At 44.0% G+C, this 23070-nt stretch carries 23 protein-coding genes; 17 read left to right on the top strand and 6 right to left on the bottom strand.

Annotation, left to right across the window (positions count from 1 at the left end):
- Positions 1–17: 17 nt before the first annotated feature.
- From MKZ11_RS02115 to MKZ11_RS02065, 11 genes are all read left to right on the top strand, one after another.
- Positions 18–3692 (top strand): nitrate reductase subunit alpha, encoded by a 3675-nt coding sequence (locus tag MKZ11_RS02115; protein WP_340792413.1) that lies wholly within the window; start codon positions 18–20, stop codon positions 3690–3692.
- The gene (gene narH, locus MKZ11_RS02110) at positions 3682–5286 is read left to right on the top strand and encodes a nitrate reductase subunit beta (RefSeq protein WP_340792412.1); all 1605 of its coding nucleotides are present in this window, start codon (positions 3682–3684) and stop codon (positions 5284–5286) included. Before MKZ11_RS02115 ends, narH begins: the two co-directional genes overlap by 11 nt.
- Positions 5279–5848 carry a nitrate reductase molybdenum cofactor assembly chaperone gene (locus MKZ11_RS02105; RefSeq protein ID WP_340792411.1) on the top strand — a complete coding sequence of 190 codons (570 nt, stop codon included), beginning with the start codon at positions 5279–5281 and terminating at the stop codon, positions 5846–5848. Before narH ends, MKZ11_RS02105 begins: the two co-directional genes overlap by 8 nt.
- Positions 5841–6521: a respiratory nitrate reductase subunit gamma gene (gene narI / locus MKZ11_RS02100; RefSeq protein WP_340792410.1), complete on the top strand. Its 681-nt coding sequence runs from the start codon at positions 5841–5843 to the stop codon at positions 6519–6521. Before MKZ11_RS02105 ends, narI begins: the two co-directional genes overlap by 8 nt.
- A gap of 214 nt (positions 6522–6735) precedes the next feature.
- Positions 6736–7200 carry a GAF domain-containing protein gene (locus MKZ11_RS02095; RefSeq protein ID WP_340792409.1) on the top strand — a complete coding sequence of 155 codons (465 nt, stop codon included), beginning with the start codon at positions 6736–6738 and terminating at the stop codon, positions 7198–7200.
- Complete coding sequence (locus MKZ11_RS02090; protein WP_340792408.1) at positions 7200–8276, top strand: sensor histidine kinase; 1077 nt, start codon at positions 7200–7202, stop codon at positions 8274–8276. The genes MKZ11_RS02095 and MKZ11_RS02090 overlap by 1 nt, the downstream gene beginning before the upstream one ends.
- A complete protein-coding gene (locus MKZ11_RS02085) occupies positions 8273–8920 on the top strand; it encodes a response regulator transcription factor (RefSeq protein WP_340792407.1) in 648 nt (215 codons plus the stop codon). Before MKZ11_RS02090 ends, MKZ11_RS02085 begins: the two co-directional genes overlap by 4 nt.
- Before the next feature lie 18 nt (positions 8921–8938).
- Positions 8939–9466, top strand: coding sequence for a hemerythrin domain-containing protein (locus MKZ11_RS02080; protein ID WP_340792406.1), 528 nt, complete (start codon positions 8939–8941; stop codon positions 9464–9466).
- 151 nt (positions 9467–9617) lie between these two features.
- Positions 9618–11111, top strand: a complete 1494-nt coding sequence (locus MKZ11_RS02075; RefSeq protein WP_340792405.1) for a nitrate/nitrite transporter — start codon at positions 9618–9620, stop codon at positions 11109–11111.
- A gap of 62 nt (positions 11112–11173) precedes the next feature.
- Positions 11174–12193, top strand: a complete 1020-nt coding sequence (locus MKZ11_RS02070; protein WP_340792404.1) for a ThiF family adenylyltransferase — start codon at positions 11174–11176, stop codon at positions 12191–12193.
- 15 nt (positions 12194–12208) lie between these two features.
- On the top strand, positions 12209–12724 hold the full coding sequence (locus MKZ11_RS02065) for a MogA/MoaB family molybdenum cofactor biosynthesis protein (RefSeq protein ID WP_340792403.1): 516 nt from the start codon (positions 12209–12211) through the stop codon (positions 12722–12724).
- A gap of 44 nt (positions 12725–12768) precedes the next feature.
- On the opposite strand, the gene moaC is transcribed toward MKZ11_RS02065, so the two are convergent.
- Positions 12769–13260 (bottom strand): cyclic pyranopterin monophosphate synthase MoaC, encoded by a 492-nt coding sequence (moaC, locus tag MKZ11_RS02060; protein ID WP_340796891.1) that lies wholly within the window; start codon positions 13258–13260, stop codon positions 12769–12771.
- Between the two features lie 65 nt (positions 13261–13325).
- Between moaC and MKZ11_RS02055 the strand changes: the two genes are divergently transcribed.
- The 6 genes from MKZ11_RS02055 to moaA are packed head-to-tail and all read left to right on the top strand — an operon-like array spanning position 13326 to position 17338.
- A complete protein-coding gene (locus tag MKZ11_RS02055) occupies positions 13326–14582 on the top strand; it encodes a molybdopterin molybdotransferase MoeA (protein ID WP_340792402.1) in 1257 nt (418 codons plus the stop codon).
- The gene (gene mobB / locus MKZ11_RS02050) at positions 14579–15091 is read left to right on the top strand and encodes a molybdopterin-guanine dinucleotide biosynthesis protein B (protein ID WP_340792401.1); all 513 of its coding nucleotides are present in this window, start codon (positions 14579–14581) and stop codon (positions 15089–15091) included. The genes MKZ11_RS02055 and mobB overlap by 4 nt, the downstream gene beginning before the upstream one ends.
- The gene (locus MKZ11_RS02045; protein ID WP_340792400.1) at positions 15078–15524 is read left to right on the top strand and encodes a molybdenum cofactor biosynthesis protein MoaE; all 447 of its coding nucleotides are present in this window, start codon (positions 15078–15080) and stop codon (positions 15522–15524) included. Before mobB ends, MKZ11_RS02045 begins: the two co-directional genes overlap by 14 nt.
- Positions 15521–15754: a molybdopterin converting factor subunit 1 gene (gene moaD, locus MKZ11_RS02040; protein WP_340792399.1), complete on the top strand. Its 234-nt coding sequence runs from the start codon at positions 15521–15523 to the stop codon at positions 15752–15754. Before MKZ11_RS02045 ends, moaD begins: the two co-directional genes overlap by 4 nt.
- On the top strand, positions 15751–16323 hold the full coding sequence (mobA, locus tag MKZ11_RS02035; protein ID WP_340792398.1) for a molybdenum cofactor guanylyltransferase: 573 nt from the start codon (positions 15751–15753) through the stop codon (positions 16321–16323). The genes moaD and mobA overlap by 4 nt, the downstream gene beginning before the upstream one ends.
- A 4-nt stretch (positions 16324–16327) precedes the next feature.
- Complete coding sequence (gene moaA, locus MKZ11_RS02030; RefSeq protein ID WP_340792397.1) at positions 16328–17338, top strand: GTP 3',8-cyclase MoaA; 1011 nt, start codon at positions 16328–16330, stop codon at positions 17336–17338.
- 179 nt (positions 17339–17517) lie between these two features.
- Here moaA and MKZ11_RS02025 read toward each other — a convergent pair whose 3' ends face one another.
- The 5 genes from MKZ11_RS02025 to MKZ11_RS02005 all read right to left on the bottom strand — a co-directional run bounded on the left by MKZ11_RS02025 (position 17518) and on the right by MKZ11_RS02005 (position 23014).
- The gene (locus tag MKZ11_RS02025) at positions 17518–19044 is read right to left on the bottom strand and encodes a tripartite tricarboxylate transporter permease (RefSeq protein ID WP_340792396.1); all 1527 of its coding nucleotides are present in this window, start codon (positions 19042–19044) and stop codon (positions 17518–17520) included.
- Positions 19045–19062: 18 nt separating this feature from the next.
- Positions 19063–19512 carry a tripartite tricarboxylate transporter TctB family protein gene (locus MKZ11_RS02020; RefSeq protein ID WP_340792395.1) on the bottom strand — a complete coding sequence of 150 codons (450 nt, stop codon included), beginning with the start codon at positions 19510–19512 and terminating at the stop codon, positions 19063–19065.
- 55 nt (positions 19513–19567) lie between these two features.
- Entirely contained in the window at positions 19568–20587 is a 1020-nt protein-coding gene (locus MKZ11_RS02015; RefSeq protein ID WP_445326969.1) for a Bug family tripartite tricarboxylate transporter substrate binding protein, read from the bottom strand.
- Between the two features lie 140 nt (positions 20588–20727).
- Positions 20728–21420 carry a response regulator gene (locus MKZ11_RS02010; protein WP_340792394.1) on the bottom strand — a complete coding sequence of 231 codons (693 nt, stop codon included), beginning with the start codon at positions 21418–21420 and terminating at the stop codon, positions 20728–20730.
- On the bottom strand, positions 21404–23014 hold the full coding sequence (locus MKZ11_RS02005; RefSeq protein ID WP_340792393.1) for a sensor histidine kinase: 1611 nt from the start codon (positions 23012–23014) through the stop codon (positions 21404–21406). Before MKZ11_RS02005 ends, MKZ11_RS02010 begins: the two co-directional genes overlap by 17 nt.
- Positions 23015–23070 lie beyond the last annotated feature (56 nt).

The raw sequence follows: 23070 nt of genomic DNA, 5'->3' as shown, positions 1-23070 counted from the left end.
AGGAGTTGGTTTTTCCAATGAAGAAAAAGTTTGAACTTAATTACTTCAAACCGGTTGAACGTTTTTCGGGAAATTGGTCAATTTTAGAAGAAAAAAGTCGAGATTGGGAAAATATGTACCGGCAACGTTGGTCGCACGACAAAGTTGTACGGACGACGCACGGCGTGAACTGCACAGGCTCATGCAGTTGGAAAGTATTTGTGAAAAATGGAATTATTACGTGGGAAAATCAGCAAATTGACTATCCTTCATGCGGACCCGATATGCCTGAATTTGAACCGCGAGGATGTCCTCGTGGAGCCTCTTTTTCTTGGTATGAGTATAGTCCTCTTCGAGTGAAGTACCCCTACATACGAGGAAAACTATGGCGCATGTGGAGCCAAGCCGTTGCTGAACTGAAAGATCCGGTGAAAGCATGGGCAAGCATTGTAGAGGATCCTATAAAAGCAGATGAATATAAAAAAGCACGTGGAAAAGGCGGACATGTCCGTGTTAACTGGAGAGACGCGACGTTAATGATTTCTGCGCAGCTCATTTACACAATCCAAAAGTATGGACCTGACAGAGTTGCCGGATTTACACCGATTCCCGCGATGTCAATGGTCAGTTATGCGTCAGGGGCGCGATTTATCTCTCTTCTTGGCGGTGAAATGCTTAGTTTCTATGACTGGTATGCAGACTTACCGCCTTCTTCACCGCAAATCTGGGGTGAGCAGACAGATGTTCCTGAATCGAGTGATTGGTTTAACGCCGGTTACATTATTATGTGGGGATCGAATGTGCCCCTAACGAGAACACCAGATGCTCACTTCATGACAGAAGTGCGCTACAAAGGAACAAAAGTAGTTTCCGTTGCTCCTGATTACGCGGAAAGTGTTACACATGCGGATGATTGGATTTCGGCAAATCCCGGAACGGACGCAGCAGTTGCTCAAGCAATGACGCATGTCATTCTCGATGAATTTTATGAACAACGTAAAGAGCCGATGTTCTTGAATTACGCGAAACAATATACAGATATGCCTTTCCTGATAACACTCGATGCACATGAAGATTCATATAAAGCTGGTCGATTTTTACGGGCAAGTGATATTGGTCAAGCTTCCGAGCACGCAGAATGGAAACCGGTAATTTTCGATGAGGCAAAAAGTGAAGTGATTGTCCCGAACGGTACGATGGGACAGCGCTGGGAAGAAGACAAGAAGTGGAACCTAATTCTTGATAGTGTAGATGGGACACGCGTTGAGCCAGCCTTGTCGATCGCTGAACATGGCGCGGAATGGAAAGAGATTGTCTTCCCATTCTTCGATAATGTGTCAAATGGAACATTTAAACGTCCGATTCCTGTAAAGAAAATATTGCTTGCGGACGGAACAGAAAGTCTTGTAACGACTGTTCATGATTTGATGTTAAGCCAGTATGGTGTCAACCGGATCGGCAGTGATCTTGAAGCTTCCGGCTATGATGATGCCGGGTCATTTTACACGCCCGCATGGCAAGAGAAAATCACGAGTGTGAAACCCGAACTGGTTATCCAAATCGCACGGGAATTTGCACATAACGCACTTGAAACAGGCGGTCGTTCCATGATTATTATGGGAGCGGGCATTAATCACTGGTTTAACAGTGACACGATTTATAGATCAATTCTTAACCTAGTTATGTTAACTGGTTGTCAAGGCGTTAATGGTGGTGGCTGGGCCCATTACGTTGGTCAAGAAAAATGCCGTCCGATTGAAGGATGGAGCACAATCGCATTTGCACGTGACTGGCAAGCACCGGCGCGACTTCAAAACGCGACATCTTATTTCTATTTTGGAACTGATCAATGGAAGTACGAGGAAATGGGCGCGGATCTTCTTATGTCACCGACAGGCGGAAAAGCCCGCTATCAGCATCCGGCAGACTATAACGTATTGGCTGCACGACTTGGTTGGTTGCCGTCTTATCCCCAATTCAACAAGAATAGTCTGATGTTTGCAGAAGAGGCAGCAAAAGAAGGAAAAACAACCACACAGGAAATCGTTAATTATACACTGGAACAAATCAAGTCAGGCGAAACGCAATTTGCAATTGAAGATCCGGATGCTCCGGAAAACTTCCCGCGGTCTCTATTTGTTTGGCGCTCTAACTTAGTGTCGAGTTCTGCAAAAGGTCAGGAATACTTTATGAAACATTTATTCGGCGCTTCCCATGCTCTGCTTGCAACGCCAAATGAAGATGTTAAGCCTGAAGAAATTGTTTGGCGTGATGACGTAGAAGGAAAACTTGATCTTCTCGTAGCACTGGATTTCCGGATGACAACAACTCCGTTGTACGCAGATGTCGTTCTTCCAGCAGCAACTTGGTATGAGAAACACGACCTTTCTTCAACGGATATGCATCCATTTGTTCACCCGTTCAACCCAGCAGTTGACCCACTTTGGGAATCTCGTTCGGATTGGGATATCTACCGCGCACTTGCGGAAACCTTCTCGGAAATGGCGAAAGTTCATCTTCCGGGCGTTTATAAAGATCTTGTCACTACACCGCTTGCGCATGATTCTATCCAGGAAATTGCCCAGCCTTATGGCGAAGTGAAGGACTGGAAAAAAGGCGAGGTTGAAGCGATACCGGGTAAAACAATGCCCGCTATGACAATTGTGGAACGTGATTACACACAAATTTACGATAAATACGTCACGCTTGGACCGTTATTATCAACAGGTAAAGTAGGAGCACACGGCGTCAGTTTCTCTGTCGCGGATGAATATGAAATGATGAAGGGCATCAACGGCACCTATTTCGATGAATCCATCAAAAACGGTTTGCCGAAACTGCATACAGCAAAGCACGCGGCGGAAGCAATGCTGACACTATCTTCTGCAACGAATGGTCGCGTTTCTCAAAAGGCTTTTGCAGCAGCGGAATTGGATACCGGCGTTGAACTGAAAGATATTTCAGCCGATCGTGCTGCAGAACGCTTTACGTTTGCAGGTATCACTGCACAGCCGCGAGAAGTGATTCCGACACCGGTATTCTCCGGTTCAAATAAACTTGGTCGCCGTTACTCGCCATTTACAACGAATATTGAACGGCTGGTTCCGTTCAGAACATTGACAGGCAGACAGCATTTCTATATTGATCATGAATTATTCTTGGAATTCGGTGAAGGCTTACCGGTTTATAAACCGACGCTTCCGCCGATGGTATTCGGACCACGGGATAAAAAAATCATTGGCGGACAAGATTCACTCGTTCTGCGGTATTTGACACCCCATGGTAAGTGGAACATTCACACGACGTATCAGGATAATCAGCATATGCTAACGTTGTTTCGCGGCGGGCCGACTGTCTGGATTTCTAGTGAAAATGCAGAAGAGCATGGGATTGACGATAATCAGTGGCTTGAAGTGTACAACCGAAACGGTGTGGTTACTGCGCGTGCCGTCGTCAGTCACAGAATACCAAAAGGAACGATGTTCATGTATCACGCACAAGACAAACATATTCAAGTGCCAGGCTCTGAGATCTCAGAGGAACGGGGTGGAAGCCATAACGCACCGACGCGGATTCATATGAAACCGACGCAAATGGTTGGCGGATACGCGCAGCTCAGTTATGGATTCAACTATTATGGACCAATCGGAAATCAGCGGGATGAGTATGTAGCAGTCCGCAAGATGAAGGAGGTAAACTGGCTTGAAGATTAAAGCACAAGTTGCAATGGTTATGAATCTAGATAAATGTATTGGTTGCCATACTTGCAGTGTTACGTGTAAAACGACATGGACAAACCGTGAAGGCGCGGAGTATATGTGGTTCAATAACGTTGAAACAAAACCGGGAATCGGCTATCCAAAACGCTGGGAAGACCAGGAACTTTACAAAGGTGGATGGCAAATTAATAAAAAAGGTAAGTTGGAGCTGAAATCGGGTTCGAAACTATCGAAAATTGCCCTTGGTAAAATTTTCTACAACCCGGATATGCCCGAGATGAAAGACTACTACGTGCCATGGACATATGATTACGAAAAACTGACGTCTGCAACAGACAGTAAGCATACGCCTGTTGCTCGTGCAAAGTCTGTTGTGACGGGTGAATACATGGATCTCGAATGGGGGCCGAACTGGGAAGATCAGCTTGCCGGAGCTCATATTACCGGGCCTATGGATCCTAATATCGAAAAGATAGAAGAAGAAATTAAATTCAACTTTGAACAAGCGTTTATGATGTACCTGCCAAGGTTGTGTGAACACTGTCTCAATCCGAGCTGTGTTGCTTCATGTCCTTCAGGCGCGATTTACAAGCGGGATGAGGATGGGATTGTCCTTGTTGACCAAGAAGCTTGCCGTGGCTGGCGCTATTGTATGACTGGCTGTCCTTACAAGAAAGTCTATTTTAACTGGAAAACGAATAAGGCCGAGAAATGTACATTCTGTTTCCCGCGCATTGAGTCAGGATTGCCGACTGTCTGTTCTGAGACATGCACAGGCCGGATTCGCTATTTAGGCGTTCTTCTATATGACGCAGATCGTGTTCTTGAAGCAGCTTCTACACCGAACGAAAAAGAGTTGTATAAAGCACAGATTGATCTCTTTCTTGATCCAAATGATCCTGAAGTTATCGCCCAGGCAAGAAAAGATGGGATTACAGAAGAATGGATTGAAGGCGCTCAAAATTCGCCGGTCTATAAATTGGCGATTGAATATAAGCTTGCTTTCCCCCTTCACCCTGAATACCGCACGTTGCCAATGGTCTGGTATGTCCCACCATTGAGCCCAATCATGAATTACTTTGAAGGAAAAGACTCGATTAAGAATCCGGATATGATTTTCCCGGCAATCGAGGAAATGCGGATTCCGATTCAATACCTTGCGAATATGCTCACGGCGGGGGACACCGAAACTGTGAAAGGTGCGCTGCAAAAAATGGCAATGATGCGTTCATACATGCGTGCCGTTTCTTCCGGAAAAGAATTCGATGAATCACGCCTGGAACGTGTCGGTCTGACTGCTCAACAAACGAAGGCGATGTACAGATTGCTGGCAATCGCAAAATATGAAGACCGTTTTGTCATCCCGACGGCTCATAAAGAGGGCCACATGAATGCATACCGTTCTCAAGGCTCCGAAGGTTATGCCGAAATGGGCGACTACAGTATGGGCACATCGGAAAGTCCATACAGCTATGCGGGAATAAAACAAGAAGATAGTAGCTGTGATGGTTGTGGTACGCAGCCTCAAGCGAAATCGGGCAAAGAAATTTACGAAGAGAACTTCTACGGGGGGATTTGGCGTGATTGATCTGCAGAAGCTGTATAACGAAAAACATGCATTTGGCTTCTTCGCACAGCAACTTACGTACCCAGAAAAAGTGAATTTTCAACCGTCGGTCATGGAAGAGTCATTTGACTCTTCTCATCCGGCATATGTGCATATTAAAAAATACTGGGAGCTAATGCATGAATACAGCTTCGATGACATCCAGGAAATGTATACATATACGTTTGATTTCCAGACAGACTCGACGTTGTTCATGACCTACGTAAAGTATCAGGATGCGAAAGATCGCGGTCAAATGCTTGCTAAATTGAAAGTGCTTTATGAAATGTTCGGATTGAATATGCCAGCTGGTGAACTGTCTGACTTTTTACCCCTTATGTGCGAATTTATTTACGCGTGTGAGTGGGTAGGTGATCCAAGGGCAGAACAAAGTTTTAGTATGCTTCTCGCAGTAATGGAGGATGGAACATATCATCTGTTAAAAGCGCTGGAGAAATATAATAGCCCCTACTTCCATCTAATTAAGGGAATGAGGGAAACCTTTAAGTCATGTGCTCTTCAGGAGGCGACTACAAATGGGTAATCAATTTTTATGGGTCATTTTTCCTTATCTTTGCATGGCAACATTTGTTGTAGGGCATATTTTCAGATATCGGAACGACCAGTTTGGCTGGACTGCAAAATCAAGTGAATTTATCGAAAAGAAACAGCTGATGATAGGTAGTTTACTGTTCCATATCGGCATCATGCCCGTAATAGCGGGCCATGTCGTGGGGCTTGCTGTTCCGAAGGAGTGGACGCAGGCGCTTGGCATAAGTGATCATATGTACCATATGGGTGCTGTATGGGGCGGGGGATTTTTTGGAGTCGTCACGTTCTTGGGGATGTTCATTTTAACGTATCGCCGTTTTGCATTGAAAAATGTACGTAAATTGTCAACAGCTTCAGATTTAATCGTTAACTCACTTTTGTTGTTCATTGTTTTCATCGGCATGTATAGCGTGATTGCGACAAGTATTACACAACCGGAGTTTGATTACCGCAGTTCCATTTCGATATGGTTCCGATCCTTACTTATCTTTCGGCCTGAGGGTGCCTATATGTTAGGTGTTCCGCTAGCATTTCAGCTGCATGTATTATCCGGGTTCCTTATTTTTGCAATGTGGCCATTTACTAGACTCGTTCATGTGTGGAGTGTACCGTTGAATTATGTGGGAAGAAGCTATATTCTATATAGAAGGCACCGTAATAACTAAGATAAGTATCTTGAATCTAGATAGCGAACATAATAAAAAAGGTACGTTTGTTCTATATAGCTTTTAAAAAAAGAGGAAAAAGGTCTATATAAGTTGAAGTATTAAATCTGGTACATATACTGAGCGAAGGCGCCCCCTAGCGCCGCAGTGGTCCAATGGAATTCTTTATTTCAACTTATAGAGTTCGCCTGTTTCCAGACGGGGAGAAAAAGTAATGTTCGAAAACCAAGCTTTCAATTATCAGCAGGAAATAGAACGGTTGAAAGACTTATTTGAATTCGACTTTGTCGCTTTAGCACTTGTTCAGTCGGTTGAAAGTCGTTTTGCTCACAAATGGGAATATGTAAGCGGCAATCGAAGTAATCGATATAGACGTATTACTTTACAAACTGGAAAAGGGATTGCAGGCCATGTGTTTAAAACAGGGAAACCGCTTTTCATTCAAGATGTAGCTACTACTCTTGCACCAAATGATTTGTTTAATTATCCCATCGTCGTTGCAGAAGGATTGAAAAGTTTTGGAGCGATTCCGCTCTATAAGTACAATCGTGTAAATGGGGTATTGCTAGTTGCATATCGTGATGACAAAAGGATGACTACTGAAACGTTTATAGAATTCGAAAATAATGTTGGACCAAATTTCGGTCCGTACTATAGTAAGGAGATGGTCAAGCATTGATGCAACTCGGGGATTTTCAGTTGACAGACTTGTTAATGAAAATGTACGACAACACTGCTGAAGCTATCTTCTTTTTTGACTCCAGCGGAAAAATCATTGCCATGAATAGTGCCGCGGAACTTATTTTGGATGCAGAAGTGCTGGATAGCATGGCTGAGGGAGATGTACGGGCAATTTGCATGTCCTGCAAAGGGTATACGAGTGAAACAGAACTTCAGACATGTCTGTCGTGTTATTTAGTAAGTCCTCAAGATGATTTTAGTTCATTTCAAGTCTATTTAGATACTCGGGGAAAAGGGATAATCCCTTATACAGCAAGTTACCAAACGATTGATGCAGAAAATGGAATCCGTGTATTCATGCTGAGGGATTTGACGAAACAATATAAAACGCAAGAAACGCTTAATCAAAAGACAATGATGAAAAACGTGATTAAAGCACAGGAAGATGAAAGGAAGCGGCTGTCGAGGGAATTACACGATAGTGTAGCTCAAGAAATGCTTAGTTCGCTTGTAGATTTACGTGTGTTGAAGTATATGAATATAGATGCGGAAGTGCTTAAGAAAGTGCAGCAGACAGAAGGTTCACTTATGCGTTTACTGGACGATATTCGCCATTTATCTGTTGAACTGAGACCGGCAACTTTAGACGATCTTGGCCTTGAAGCTGCTTTTAGAACGCATTTTAAATGGATTGAAAAGAATTATGGACTTATCGTTCACTTTACTGCTGAACTTGAAGCGAAAAGGTATGAAGGTGAAATTGAGACAGTTGTTTACCGGGTTTGTCAGGAAGCCATTCTTAATGCGCTTAAATATGCTGGTACAGATGAGGTTTCGGTTCGACTTTTTGAGCGCGCCGGGCATCTTGAATTGATGGTTATTGATGAAGGATCAGGGTTTGATAAAAAGATTATAGATCCAAGTGGGACAGGTCTCGGTCTTTATAGCATGAGAGAACGTGCAGAACTGGTAAATGGGCAGCTTGTTATCCAATCGGATATTGGCAAAGGGACATCCGTACGTTTAGAAATCCCACTCACAGTACCTGTGAAAAAGGAGGGAGGAAACCGATGAAAATTATAATTGCGGACGATCATGCCGTGGTTCGTAGCGGTTTTATGCACATTTTGAACTTTCAAGATGATATGGAAGTAGTTGCCACTGCCGCCGATGGTTTGGAAGCCTATGCCTTGGTTGCGAAGCTCCGTCCCGATGTGTTGCTTTTGGACTTAAGCATGCCTCCCGGAGAAAGTGGATTAATTGCTACGGGGAAAATTAATGAGGATTTTCCTGAAACAAAAATCCTCATTTTGACAATGCATGATGACGAGGAGTATCTATTCCATGTGCTGAAAAACGGAGCATCCGGTTATGTACTTAAAAACGCGCCAGATGGAGAATTACTTTTAGCAGTTCGTACTGTTTACGCGGGTGATACATATATCCATCCTGCGATGGCAACTTCGCTCGTTCGTGAGTTCGTCAAACATGATGCGGGGATAACGGAAGACGATCCCTTTAAGATTTTAACGAAACGTGAAATCGAAGTTCTTCCGCTCGCAGCAAAGGGCTATGGAAATAAAGAAATTGCAGAAAAACTGTATATTTCCGTTAAGACAGTCGAAGCGCACAAAGCTAGGATTATGGAAAAACTTCAATTAAAGAACAGGCCCGAACTTGTTGAATATGCGTTGCGGAAAAAACTATTAAACTTTTAGCGGAAAGGTGTGTTTCAAATGGCTGAAGCACAAAAGTTCAAGTTTGACTTACCGGCTTTGCGTGTGCTTGAAAATGAACACCGTTATTTGGAATACTTAATGAGCGGCTGGCATACGATTGTCCTTGCTTTTGAGAGGGATATTTATACGGTTGAAGAAGGTCATGAGGCGTTGAAGTCGCTTAGAAAACTCATCGTTGAATTCATTGAACCGTTAAAGAACCATACGGACAAAGAAGAAGAATTTCTCTTTCCGATGCTTGCTCAGTATGTTGGATCGGAACAGGGCCCCGTCAATGCAACGGAAGAAGAACACGAAGAAATCGATGCATATATCGGTCATTTTCTCCACCACACATTAGGTGATGTAAGCCACTTTTCGATGGAAGAAATGAAAAAAGTTGTTCAAGATGCTGCAGAAGCGTTTGAGGTCATAACCGTTCATTTTTTAAAAGAAGAATCAGTGTTATTTTTAATGGTTAATAATATCCTTAACATAAAAGAGCAAGATAAACTCTATGAGCAATTATATACATCAATACTTTAGTAGGTTTTGTTAGAGATTGCTTGATATAGGGAAAACCCTTGTAGGCAAAAGGGGGAGTACCTACTACTTATCGTAAAATAATATATCTATAATTAAAGCAGGGAATCAATGTCGAATTCATTCAAATAAATAATGATTGGATTGATCTTTGATGAATAAAAAAATACAATTGCCATTACAAACGGCGAATTTAGTAGTCGGTTTCATGGTATGGGTGCTAATTTCTTCACTGTTACCATTCATCCGTGAGGATATTGCGATTCCGGCGGAAAAACTTGCTATTGTAACAGCTGTTCCGGTTGTACTAGGGTCCATCCTTAGAATACCGCTCGGCTATTATGCAAATATCTTTGGTGCAAGAATAATTTTTTTTGCGAGTTTCATATTACTCTTGTTTCCTGTGTTTTACATAAGTTCTGCGTCGACGTTCGCAGATCTGATTATTGGAGGTACATTCCTCGGAATCGGAGGGGCTGTATTCTCTGTTGGTGTAACATCGCTTCCTAAGTATTATCCAAAGAAAAAGCATGGTCTCGTCAATGGTATTTACGGAATGGGAAATATGGGGACTGCAATTTCAACCTTCGCGGCACCAGTCATCGCAACGCAAGTAGGTTGGTCGATGACGGTCAAATTCTATCTTGTACTACTGCTTATCTTCGCAGCTTTGAACTTCATATTTGGTGATAAGCACGAAGTGAAAGTGAAAACACCGATTCTCGAGCAAATCAAAGGCGTTTATAAAAATGAGAAACTGTGGTTCTTCTCTCTATTCTATTTCATAACGTTTGGTTCGTTTGTTGCATTTACAATTTTCCTTCCCAACTTTCTGGTCACGTACTTTGAACTGGAGAAAGTGGATGCGGGTATGCGGACTGCAGGTTTTATCGTAGTCGCGACATTTCTGCGGCCAGTCGGTGGATGGCTTGCTGATAAATTCCAGCCGTTGTTCTTATTGATGGGTGTCTTTGCGGGTCTTACGTTTGCCGCTATTATTCTCGCATTTTCACCGTCGATTGAGTTGTATACGGTGGGTAGTATGTTAATCGCTGTCGCTGCTGGAATCGGGAATGGCGTCATTTTCAAACTTGTTCCGTTTTATTTCAACAAACAGGCGGGGATTGCCAACGGAATTGTATCGATGATGGGCGGTCTAGGCGGATTTTTTCCTCCTTTGCTGCTATCGGTTATCCACTCGATGACAGGTTCCTATTCAATTGGTTTTATGGCGTTCTCTCAAGTGGCGCTCGTAAGCCTGGTCCTCGTCATCTGGCTCTATTATATGGATCGGCTTAGCATGTCTGCAGAAGTTTTCAATTCGACAGGCCAAGGTATTCTTGTAACAGACGTGACAGGAACGATTGAATCGGTGAACCCCGCGTTTACCAAACTGACTGGCTATACGGAAGAAGAAGTAGTGGGCAGCAATCCGAATATGTATAGTTCCGGAAGACACTCGAAAGAGTTTTATACGTCAATGTGGAGTCAAATTGGTCAAGAGGGCTTATGGCAAGGCGAAGTATGGAATAAACGCAAAAACGGTGAGGAATACCTTGAACTGCTGTCAATCAGTGCAGTGAAAGATGATTCCGGAGATATAACCCGTTACGTCGGAACATTCAGTGATATAACGCCGAGAGGCTGAGAGGGCATCCGGTCGAACAGACCGGTAGCCCTTGCTTCAATTTAGAGGGGGAGAGAAGGCTGTTGAAAAACCGGTATTCGAGGCAAACATTATTTAAACCTGTAGGACAGGCGGGACAAGATAAGTTAAGTTCGGCCCATGTTGTCATTATTGGGTGTGGCGCATTAGGCTCATCCGTTTCAGAGACGCTTGTTCGGGCAGGGGTAAGAAAACTGACGATTGCAGATCGGGATTATGTCGAGCCTTCTAATTTGCAAAGACAACAGCTTTTCACTGAACAAGATGCGCAGGACGGGAACCCTAAAGTAATTGCAGCCGCCGCTCGTTTGAAGACAATCCGGCAAGACGTTGAAATTGTTACTATCCTTGACCATGTAGACGGCTCGATAATGGAGCAGATCACTGATGATACTGATTTAATCATGGATGCGACAGATAACTTCGAAACGCGCCTGTTGATAAATGATCTTGCATGGAAAAAGAATATTCCATGGATTTACGGGGCATGTGTAGGCAGTTCGGGTTCGATTTTTCCATTTGTACCAGGTGAGTCAGCTTGTTTCCGCTGTTTGTTGCCGGTTTTACCTTCGGTTAATGAAACTTGCGATACAACAGGAATTATTGCACCTGCCGTTCAAATTACGGCTGCGCATCAAAGTGCGGAAGCGCTGAAGTGGCTAACAGGGAATAAGGATGCGATGCGCACGAAGCTGTTCCATTTCGATGTTTGGAACAATACACATGTAGAAGCAGGGATTTCTCGTCTGCGGAACGAAGTATGTGAGACATGTGGAAATTCGCCCACATATCCTGCACTACACCGTGCAGAAGGAACTATATATGCGGTGCTATGCGGACGAGATACGATACAGATTATTCCGGATGCAAGCCGCTCATTGACGATTACAGATGGCGAAACAGTCGCTAAAAGGTTGGGGGTGCCTTATAAAGTGACCCCGTTTTTCGTGGAATTCAATACGGAGCGGTATCGCTTTATTTTATTTGGAAATGGCCGTTTATTAATCCATGGACTTAAGGATATGAAAATAGGCCGTAAATTGTACCATCAATTTTTTGGGTAAACTGGAGGGATATACTTGTCACACTTGAACGACTCGGATAAAGAGAGAAAACTTATTTTTTGTGTTTTGACGACGAGTGATACGCGAAATGTGTCGAATGACAAAAGTGGCTGGACAATTCGGCAAAAGCTTGAATCGGCGGGTCATCATGTCTTTGAATCATGGATCTGTCAAGATGACAAGATGGAAATCGAATCAATCGTAGAAGAATGGCTGCGAAATCCGAACGTTAATGCAATCATATCAACAGGTGGGACGGGCATTGGTTTCCGTGATGTCACAATTGAAACTGTATCGCCTTATTTCACGAAAAGGATAGATGGCTTTGGAGAATTGTTCAGGTATCTGAGCTATACAGAGGATGTTGGAACGAAGGCATTATTAAGCAGAGCGGCGGCGGGTGTAATTAAAGAGAAGGCGTATTTTGCACTTCCCGGATCTGTGAAAGCAGTTGAACTTGCGATGGATAGGCTGATCTTGCCTGAGGTTCACCATATCGTCCATGAGCTGACGAAGCATCTGGACGACTGATTAATGTATAAAGAAGACCAGCAAATGCTGGTCAGACAGTCATTTTAAGCTTGTCGATTGTAATCCCCATTTTTTCCGCCGGTCTTTTGCAGAAGCATTGTCGGCCCTATGACCATTTCTTTTCCAGCCGCTTTGCACATGTCGTAAATTGTCAGCGCAGCAGCTGAGGCGGCAGTGAGTGCTTCCATTTCAACACCCGTCACGCCTTTTGTTTTCACTTCGGCTTCGATTAGCACTTCATAATAACCAGCTGATTCGTCGATATTCCATTCGAAACGGATATTGACGCCTGTCAGTGGAATCGGGTGGCACATGGGAATGATGGAGGAGGTACTTTTTGCCGCCATGATAGCAGCGACTTGGGCGACTGCAAATACATCCCCTTTTTTATTTGTACCTTCCGTAATTTGTGAATGAATTAATTCGTTAACGACGATGGAAGATTTTGCGATTGCTGTCCGGACTGTTTCTGCCTTGTCGGAAACGTCGACCATTTTCGCACGGCCTTGTTCGTTGAAATGTGTGAGCTCTGACAATGGAGTCATTCCTTTCATATCATACATAATGTTTTCAGTATAGCAGATAAAAGAGGAGGATCCTTATGGTAGAAATGAGAAAGCCTATTCAGGTGTCGGAAGCTGTCCGTCTTGTTATGGAAAACGTCCATATGATGGGTACAGAAGCGATTGCACTTGAACATACATATGGCAGAATTCTTGCCGAACCGATTATTGCAAAACATGATGTGCCTTCATTCGACAGGTCACCTTATGATGGATTTGCGGTCCGTGCAGAAGATACAGTAGGCGCCTCGGGGGATAACCGTATACCGTTCACTGTAATTGGTGAAATAGGTGCAGGACATGTAGCGGACCGCGGCATTGGTTCTAGGGAAGCATACCGGATTATGACAGGTGCCCCGATTCCAGATAATGCCGACGCGGTTGTCATGCTAGAGCAGACGACCGAAGGAAAAGACAGTTTCACGTTGCGAAAACCATTTAGCCAAGGCGAAAATATATCTTTTAAAGGTGAAGATGCAAAAGAAGGTGAACGTTTAATTGAGGCTGGGGCATTTATCCATCCAGGTACAATTGCGCTCCTTGCGACATTCGGTTATGCAAAAGTTAACGTAGCCAAGCGTCCTATCGCTGGTATTCTTTCGACAGGGACGGAATTGCTTGACGTGTCCGAAGAACTTGCGCCTGGAAAGATCCGAAATTCAAATGGGCCGATGATTGCAGCGCAACTAACACGAATGGGAATTGGCTACACATCATATGGTATGCAGGTGGATGATCTCGATACGTGCACGGAAGTAGTTGAAAAAGCGCTTGCTGAAACGGATTTACTGATTACGACAGGCGGTGTTTCCGTCGGAGATTATGATTATTTGCCTGCTATTTACGAGCGGCTCGGTGCTAAGGCTTTATTTAACAAAGTTGCGATGCGTCCGGGAAGCGTGACGACGGTCGCTGTGCTTGGTAATAAACTTTTGTTCGGTCTATCGGGAAATCCTTCCGCCTGTTTTACGGGTTTTGAATTGTTGACGAGACCTGCGATTCTTGGCATGCAGGGGGCTATCACACCCTATATGCCGCGTATGACAGTGAAACTCGGCGAAGACTTCGCAAAGCCGAATCCTTTCACGCGCTTCATTCGTGCATTTTGGGAAACAACGCCTGCGGGTATCGTTGCAGTGCCTGCGGGCTTTAATAAATCAAATGCGGTTTCATCGATTGCACGGGGGAATTGCCTGATTGTCTTGCCAAGTGGAACGCGCGGGTACAGGACTGGAGCAGATGTCGATATTCTATTGCTCGGAGCTGAGCAAGGCATCGGTGAGTGGGTACTATGAAGACGCTTCATATAGTCGGCTATAAAAATAGCGGGAAGACAACACTTATTGCGAGATGGGTTCGTTTACTGAAAGACAAAGGTTTTTCGGTCGCCGTATTGAAACATCATGGACACGGGGGGCAACCTGCTATGCCCGATTCCGCGACAGATACGATGCAGTTTTTCGAAAGTGGTGCGGACGTTTCGATTGTTGCAGGCGGCGGTGCGGTACAATTACTGTTGAATGAAGAGACAGAATTCGTCGGAATGAAAGAATTAGCTACGATCAGCAAACCGGATATTCTACTCGTTGAAGGGTATAAGAAAGAACAAGGAGAGAAAGTGGTCCTTCTGAGGAATAACGAAGATTGGGTATCACTGTGTAAATTGGATAGCATTCAGCTCATCGTCGGGTACACGGAAAGCGCAATTGGGATTTCGCATATTACATCTAGGCTAGACGTTGAGCAATTGGATGGATGGCTACTTGACTGGATTGAAAAGGAGGATGGCAATGAAACCGTTTGAAATTGTTGAAACACCAATTGAATCGCAAAAGTATACGGATTATGTCCTCCATGCAGGTGCGGGCGCCGTCACTGTATTTACAGGCCATGTACGGGAATGGACGCATGGGATTCGTACATTGTATTTGTCTTATGAGGCATATGTTCCGATGGCGGAAAAGAAACTGGTACAAATCGGGGCGGAAATGGAAGCGAAATGGCCGGGCGTAAAAGTGGCGATTGCCCATCGAATCGGAGAGATGCATATTTCAGATATTGCGGTAATCATTGCAGTTTCCTCACCGCATCGTAAAGCGGCCTATGAGGCGAACGAATATGCAATTGAACGCATCAAAGAAATCGTGCCCATCTGGAAAAAAGAAATATGGGAAGATGGCGAAGAGTGGATTGGCGGTCAGAAAAAGTATCCTGAAAAGGGGATTGAGCAGAAGTGATTAAAGTAAGCTATTTTGCAAGGCTGCGTGAATTGACGGGTAAGCCGGAAGAAACAATTGAACGTGAATCAATGACTGTCCGTGAACTGCTGGATTGGGCGGAAATGACGTATCCGGGTTTTGGAAAAGATACCGTGCATGTCGCGGTAAATGAAGAATATGCCTTAAAGGAAGATTTCATCCAATCGGGTGATGTCTGTGCATTTATTCCACCGGTGAGCGGCGGATGACAAAGACGGTGGGCATTGTTTTAGCGGGCGGATTATCACGGCGGTTCGGTTCGCCGAAAGCGTTCGCTAAACGTGGAAATCAGTACTTTTATGAATGGGCAATGGATGCTTTGGCTATATGCTGTGACGAAATTGTTGTTGTGACACGGCCGGAACATATGGAGCGTTTTCCTAGCCATGTGCATATTATGACCGATTTAGTGGCATATGCAGGACTCGGTCCGCTTGCAGGGATCCTGTCTGTGATGGAATCCGTGGAAGCGGACCGCTATGTAGTATTGCCGTGCGATATGCCATATGTAGATGGATCGGTCATGTCGAGGTTGATGAAACACCACGAAAGAGGTATTACCGCGGTTGTTTCGTATGGGCGGTATCATCCGCTTGTGTCCATTTGGGATGAAAAATTGAAAATTGCTGTGAAAAAAGCGGTAGAAAATAGTCAGCTAAGTGTGATGAACATACTCTCTATTACTAATACAGTATGGATTAATGGAAGCACTTTGACTGATGATGAAAAAAGGGTGTTCATGAATGTGAATACACTTGAAGCCCTGGAAAGGGGATGAAGTTTTGGAAGCAATCCTAGATAAGCTTGGACGACCGATTCGGGATCTTCGGATATCAGTGACGGATCGATGTAATTTTAGATGTGCCTATTGCATGCCGAAAGAAGTTTTTGGTGATGATTACGTATTTCTACCAAAAAATGAACTTCTATCCTTTGAAGAAATTGAGCGGTTTGCCAAGTTATTTGCACTACTTGGTGTGAAAAAACTTCGTTTGACGGGCGGTGAACCGCTTATGCGTCGCGATCTGCCGAAGTTGATTGAAAAACTGATGAAGATTGAGGGCATTGAAGATATCGGTTTGACGACAAATGGTGTGTTACTCAAACAATATGCACAACCGCTTTATGATGCGGGTCTCCGCCGATTGAACATGAGCCTTGATGCACTGGATCCTGTTATTTTTGGGAAACTGAACGGGCGGGGGATAAAACCGGAATTGATACTTTCCAATATCGACCACGCGCAAAAAATAGGATTTGAAATAAAAGTAAATATGGTTGTTCAAAAAGGCGTCAATGAGGGAGAAATACTTCCAATGGCCGCTTATTTCAAAGAACGCGATATCACACTGCGTTTCATTGAATTTATGGATGTCGGTAATGATAACGGATGGAGCTTTGAAAAAGTTGTCACGAAAAAAGAAATTTACAATATGATTTCTTCCGTCCATACGATTGAACCAGCAGAAGAGGAGTATTATGGCGAAGTTGCGAAGAGATATCGCTATGTGGATAATGGGGCGCAAGTCGGTTTCATCACTTCTGTTTCGGAGTCTTTTTGCTCGACGTGCACAAGGTCCAGATTGTCATCGGATGGTAAATTGTACACATGTTTGTTCGCGACAGAAGGGTTCGATCTGCGGGAGCTAATCCGTAGCGGAATGACAGATGCAGAATTACTTGACGTAATTACAGGCGTGTGGCGGGGCCGCGGTGATCGTTATTCGGATGAACGAACTGAACAGACAGCGAAAAACCGCAAGAAGATTGGTATGAGTTATATAGGTGGATGAGGAAAGAAAGCGTTGTTGCGGCAACGCTTTCTTTATGTGAGAGGATGCAGGGGCGAGCGTTATCTAGTAACGGTAAAACGTTGTTTAGTTTATCGAAAAAGCATCGCACCTCCTTATAACTTCAAAAGCGGATCACCTTGAATCGAAGGCAATCCGCTTTTGAAATTGAACGCTCACTATCAGCTTTCATCTTCTACAACGACTGAGCGGCCTTTGAGTTTCAATAACATTGGAATCAGAAGCCATGCCGCAGCCACTATGATGAAAACGAGTGATAATGGCTTTGTGAAAAAGATACTAAAATCACCATTTGAAATAGTTAGTGCCCTCCGCATATTATTCTCAATCATTGGACCTAATACGAGTGCCAAGACTAATGGAGCTACCGGATAATCATTTTTTGATAGTAAATAACCCGCCAAACCACAACCAAGTAGCAAGTATAAATCAAATGTCGTATATTGGACTGCGTAAACTCCGAAAAATGAAATGGCAATAATAATCGGCAATAAGTATTTCTTAGGCGTTTGAATGACCTTGGCAAACACACGAACGAGTGGCATATTCAATACTAGTAACATCAAGTTGCCGATAAACATACTCGCAATGAGCCCCCATGCGATATCCGGATGCTCGTCAAAGAGTAAAGGGCCTGGCTGAATGTTATACATGATAAGCGCGCCCATTAATATAGCGGTTGTACCGGAACCCGGGATTCCTAATGTAAGTAAAGGAATCATTGCGCCCCCAGAAGCAGCATTATTTGCAGATTCAGGACCCGCTACTCCGGCAATGTTCCCTTTTCCGAAGCTTTCGGGGTTTTTACTGAACTTTTTCTCCGTTATATAGGAGAAGAAAGATGCGAGTGTTGCCCCGGCGCCTGGAAGTACCCCGATGAAAAATCCTAGTAGGGAACCACGTACAATAGGAACTGCGCTGTCTTTCATATCTTGTTTTGTCGGGAGGATGCGATTGATCTTTGCAATGGCCCCGTCTTCTTCATCGCGTTCCAATACCGTCTTGAATACTTCACCAAGTGCAAACAATCCAACAGCAATTGTTAAAAATTCCAATCCGGAAAAAAGAATAGGTTGGTTGTATGTAAAGCGGGCAATTCCTGAAACTGCGTCAATGCCGATTGTTCCAAGCATAAGTCCGAAAACAGTCATCATTAATGCTTTCGTCATCGACTTTCCGGCGAGTCCGCTTACTGCGGCTAAACCCAACAGCATTAAAGAAAAATATTCCGCTGGGCCAAACTTGATTGCGACATTCGAAAGCGGCTGAGCTAGTAGCACAAGGCCGATCAGCGATATGATTCCGGCGCAAAATGAACCAATTGCAGAAATGGCCAGAGCTGCACCGGCACGGCCTTGCCGGGCCATCTGGTAGCCGTCGAGTGTTGTGACGACTGACGAAGATTCGCCAGGGGTATTCAATAATATCGATGTTGTGGAACCCCCATACATTGCTCCATAATAGACACCGGCCAGTAAAATGATTGAACTGGCGGCCGCGGCATCAGTTGGCATTCCTGAAGTGATCGTTGCCGTAACGGGGATGAGAAGGGCGACACCACTCATTGGACCGATGCCGGGTAACACGCCGACCGCTGTCCCGATGATGACCCCGATAAAAGCGAATAATAGATTATGCCATTGAAAAGCGACGCTGAATCCGTCGGCTAAAAACTGTAAAGTGCTCATAGCTTAACTCCTTTCGCGCTAAAATACAGGAAACCCTGGCAATGACCCACCAAGAAGTTTCGCGAACAAATAGTAAATTCCAAATGAAAATGCAGCTGCAATAATGGTGGAAGGCAGTAATCGACCACGCTCCATCGTTTGGAAAGCAATGAGTAAAAAAAGGAACGTCGAGATGACATATCCGACCTTTTCCAATAGAAATGCATACAAAACTGCGCTGATAACGATAATAATGAATTTCTTATATTGAAGCTTCAGTCCAGAAGTTGTTTTAGTCTTGTATTTAAACGTTTCGTATAGAAGTCGCAAGCTTAATAGAATTAAAATAATGCCAAGCCACATTGGAAAAATTTTCGGTCCAACTGATGAACCATAGGCACTGTCTGAAATTTTTTGACTTTCGATTACAAATAAAAGACCAATCAGTAAAAAGGCGATACTGCTGTATCGATCGAACGTTTTACTCATAGTCTTCGACACCTCCCTAAAAGAAAAGGCGGCTGCTGAAGCCGCCCGAATAATGTTATTTTTGCATTCCGAGTGCTGTTAACAATTCCACAATCACTTTGTCTTGTTCTTCCAAGTAGGTAGTGAAGTCGTCAGCATTACGGTATTCGCTTTCCCACCCGTTTTTCTCCAGTTCCGCGTTCCACTCATCTGATTCCACCATTTTCTCTAGCTTCTCGGACCAATAGTCATAAGCCGTTTCCGACATTTCTTTTGGACCGAAGATGCCGCGCCAAATGGTGAATTCGGCGTCAATCCCTTCTTCTTTAAATGTAGGGACTTCTGTCAATTCACCGCCAAGCCGTTCTGAAGAACTGACAGCGAGGACACGGACATCACCGGACTTCAGATATGCTCCAATAGTGGAGGCATCCGTAGCGATAACGTCTGCATTTCCACCGAGCAATGCTGCAACTGCCTCTCCGCCGCCATCATACGATACATACTTTACTGTTTTTGGATCAATTCCATATTCAAATGCGGGCAAGACACCGACAAGATGGTCCATCGATCCGGGAGCCGATCCGCCGGCAAGCGTCACCGATTTCGCGTCTTTCTTAATTGCTTCTAGTACATCTTTCAATGAATTGAACTTCGAATCCGCCTTGACGACAATTGCTCCGTAGTCACGTGTTAATTGCGCCAAAGGTGTTGTGTCTTTATAGCCGTAAGCACTGTTTCCTTCCGCTTTGTTATTGTTGATTAAGATTGGCGGAGATTTTACAAGAAGGACATGATCATTTTTTAGTTCTTTTGTTGCAAATTCTGCCATGTAAACAGCACCACCGCCACCAGGTTTGTTTTCAACTACGATTGACTTATCGATTAGATTTGTTTCACTCATCGTTTTTGCAATCGCTCTGGCAGTTAAATCCCATCCACCGCCTGCGCCGGATGGAGCGACAATTGTTATGTTACTCTCCGGATATTTCGAGGTAGCTCCTTCCACTTTTCCTTCTGATTCATCCGCAGAACATGCTGCGAGGCTGAGTGCCAGCATACTTGCTAGGGCAACCGTCGTAAGTTTCTTCCACATCTTCATATAATCCCCCTTATAATTAAAAATGATGACAGCGTTTTCATTCGCTGTCATCAATCTATCAGAATATTTATTCAATTAAAAGTTATCGTTTATAAGTTTGATAATGAGAGTAAACATCATTTTGTTCATACTGTTCAGCGTTTTTTTATGAAGTATCTTCTTTCAGGACGCCCGACTGAGCCGTATAGAAGTTCTGTAAATGCACGTTTTTCTGAGACGAGGTATTCTAGATAACGTCTTGCGGTCGAACGGCTCACGCCGATTTCCAATCCAAGTGTTTCTGCAGTAATTCCGCCTTCTATATTTTTAATGTGGCTGACTACTTTCTCTTTCGTCATGGGGTCAATCCCTTTTGGTGGAATGTAATCAGGGTTTGATGAAGCGGGTAGCGTTTTATTCCAAAGAGATTTGATGGAATCTTCCTGTATGAGTCCTTCACCTGAAAGTGTTTCCCTTTTAACTTTATAAGAAAGGAGGCTTTCCTTAAATCGATCGAATGTGAGCGGTTTTAGGATGTAGTCGATGACTCCGTGGCGAAACGCCTTTTTTACAACTTCAATTTCCGCCGCGGCGGTGATGAAAATAATATCTGTTTCAGGGCTGTTTTTGTGGATGAAATCCATTAGCTCTGTACCGAGTACATCGGGCAAATAGACATCGAGCAAAACGAGGTCTGGCAATAATGCTGAAATCCAATCTTTTGCTTCATCACCGGTATGCGCGGAACCTACGACTGTAAAGCCCTCTATTTTCTCGATGAATCGCTGATGGATGTCGGCAATTCGCAAGTCATCTTCAACTATTAAGATTTCAATGAGATTTGTCATCTGAAAACCCTCCTTTCGGTATGGAAATGATAAACAATGCACCGCCTAAATCGCCTTTTTCGAGTGTGATAGAACCACTGAGATTTTTTACATTCTCTGCTACTTTCATAAGTCCGTATCCACGGTGACCTTGATTTTTTGTCGATACCTTTTCTTGAAAGAGTACATCCAGCACTTCATCAGCTATCCCATGTCCAGAATCTTCAACTTCAATTAAGATCTCTTCCCCGTTATCCAGAATGAAGATGCGGACCATTCGTTTTTCTTCCGGAAAAGAGTCGGTCGCTTCGAAAGCATTTGTAACTAAGTTTCCAATGATTGAAACGAAATGGTTTTTTTCTAAGTGTTTCGGGAGTTTTTTTAAGAGGCTATCTTCATCAAGAAGGAAGCGGACCTTCAATTCCTTTGCCCGGTTGAAGAAACCGATAATAATTCCTCCTAGAAATGGATCCTGCAACCGCTTTGTCACGAACTGGATGAGCGATTGATGGTCAGCTGTTTCCTCGTGAATCAGGCTTAGTGCCTCGTCGTATGAATTGAGTTGAATGAGACCCGATATTGTATATAAAAAGTTATTGTATTCATGGGTTTGTGCACGAAGCGCTTCCGTATACCGTTTCACTTGTGATAATTCCATTGTGAGTTGGTCGATGTCTGATTGTAGCCGAAAAGTTGAAACCGCACCGACAATCTGTTCGCCAACACGGATGGGGACGCGATTTACAATTACCTTTTTTCCGCGAATTTCCATTGGGCGATCGAGATGCCGTTCTCCGGTTTCAAGTACCTTTGGAAGAAGTGTGTTTGGAAGCACTTCCTGAATCGTCCGACCGATTAGTTCCGATTGATTAGGGAGGGAAAGCGTTTCATATGCAGCCACATTCACAGTTGTAATGATACCGTTTGCGTCAACCATAATGATTCCTTCTCGCACAGACTCAATAAGAGCGTTTCGTCCGGTGAATAAGTTCGCTATTTCCGCAGGCTCTAAATTAAAAAGTTCTTTTTTTATATTGCGTGCCAGAATGCTGGAACCAATAATACCTAGAATGATTGCGATAAGTACGATATAGGAAATGTTGTCGGCATACTGAAAAAAGATAGAGGAAATATTCTTTTTTAAAAAACCAACGGAAACAATCCCGATAATCTTGCCATCCTCGTTAAATACTGGTGTTTTCCCGCGTAAGGCGGCCCCGAGTGTCCCGGTCGCCTCGGAAATATAGGATTCTCCTGAAAGAAGCGCGCGTTCATTATCATCACCCACCATTTTTTGCCCAATCCGTTCTGGAACAGGATGAGCATACCGGATACCTTCGCTGTTTCCGATAACGACATATTCAGCACCAGTTTTGAGTCGTACCGCTTCGGCGATAGGCTGCAATAGTTCCGTTGGATCAGCGTGTCCAAACCCTGCACGGACATCGGGGCGGTCTGCTGTTGTCCTGGCTATACTTAGCGCCTGGTCTCCAATCTGTTGTTCGATACCTTGCGACATTGTAAAATAGAAGGAAACACCGATAATGATTGCTATTATGGAAACAAAGAGTGCGCCATATGAAAAAATGCGGGATTGTAAAGTAGCGGTTTTCATGGAAATCATCTCTCAATCTTGAAGTAACCATATCTACTTACATTAGTCTTGGGCAG

Source organism: Sporosarcina sp. FSL K6-1508 (assembly GCF_038007465.1).
In the GTDB taxonomy this organism is placed as follows: domain Bacteria; phylum Bacillota; class Bacilli; order Bacillales_A; family Planococcaceae; genus Sporosarcina; species Sporosarcina psychrophila_B.
This window is presented reverse-complemented; position numbering and strand designations above follow the sequence as displayed.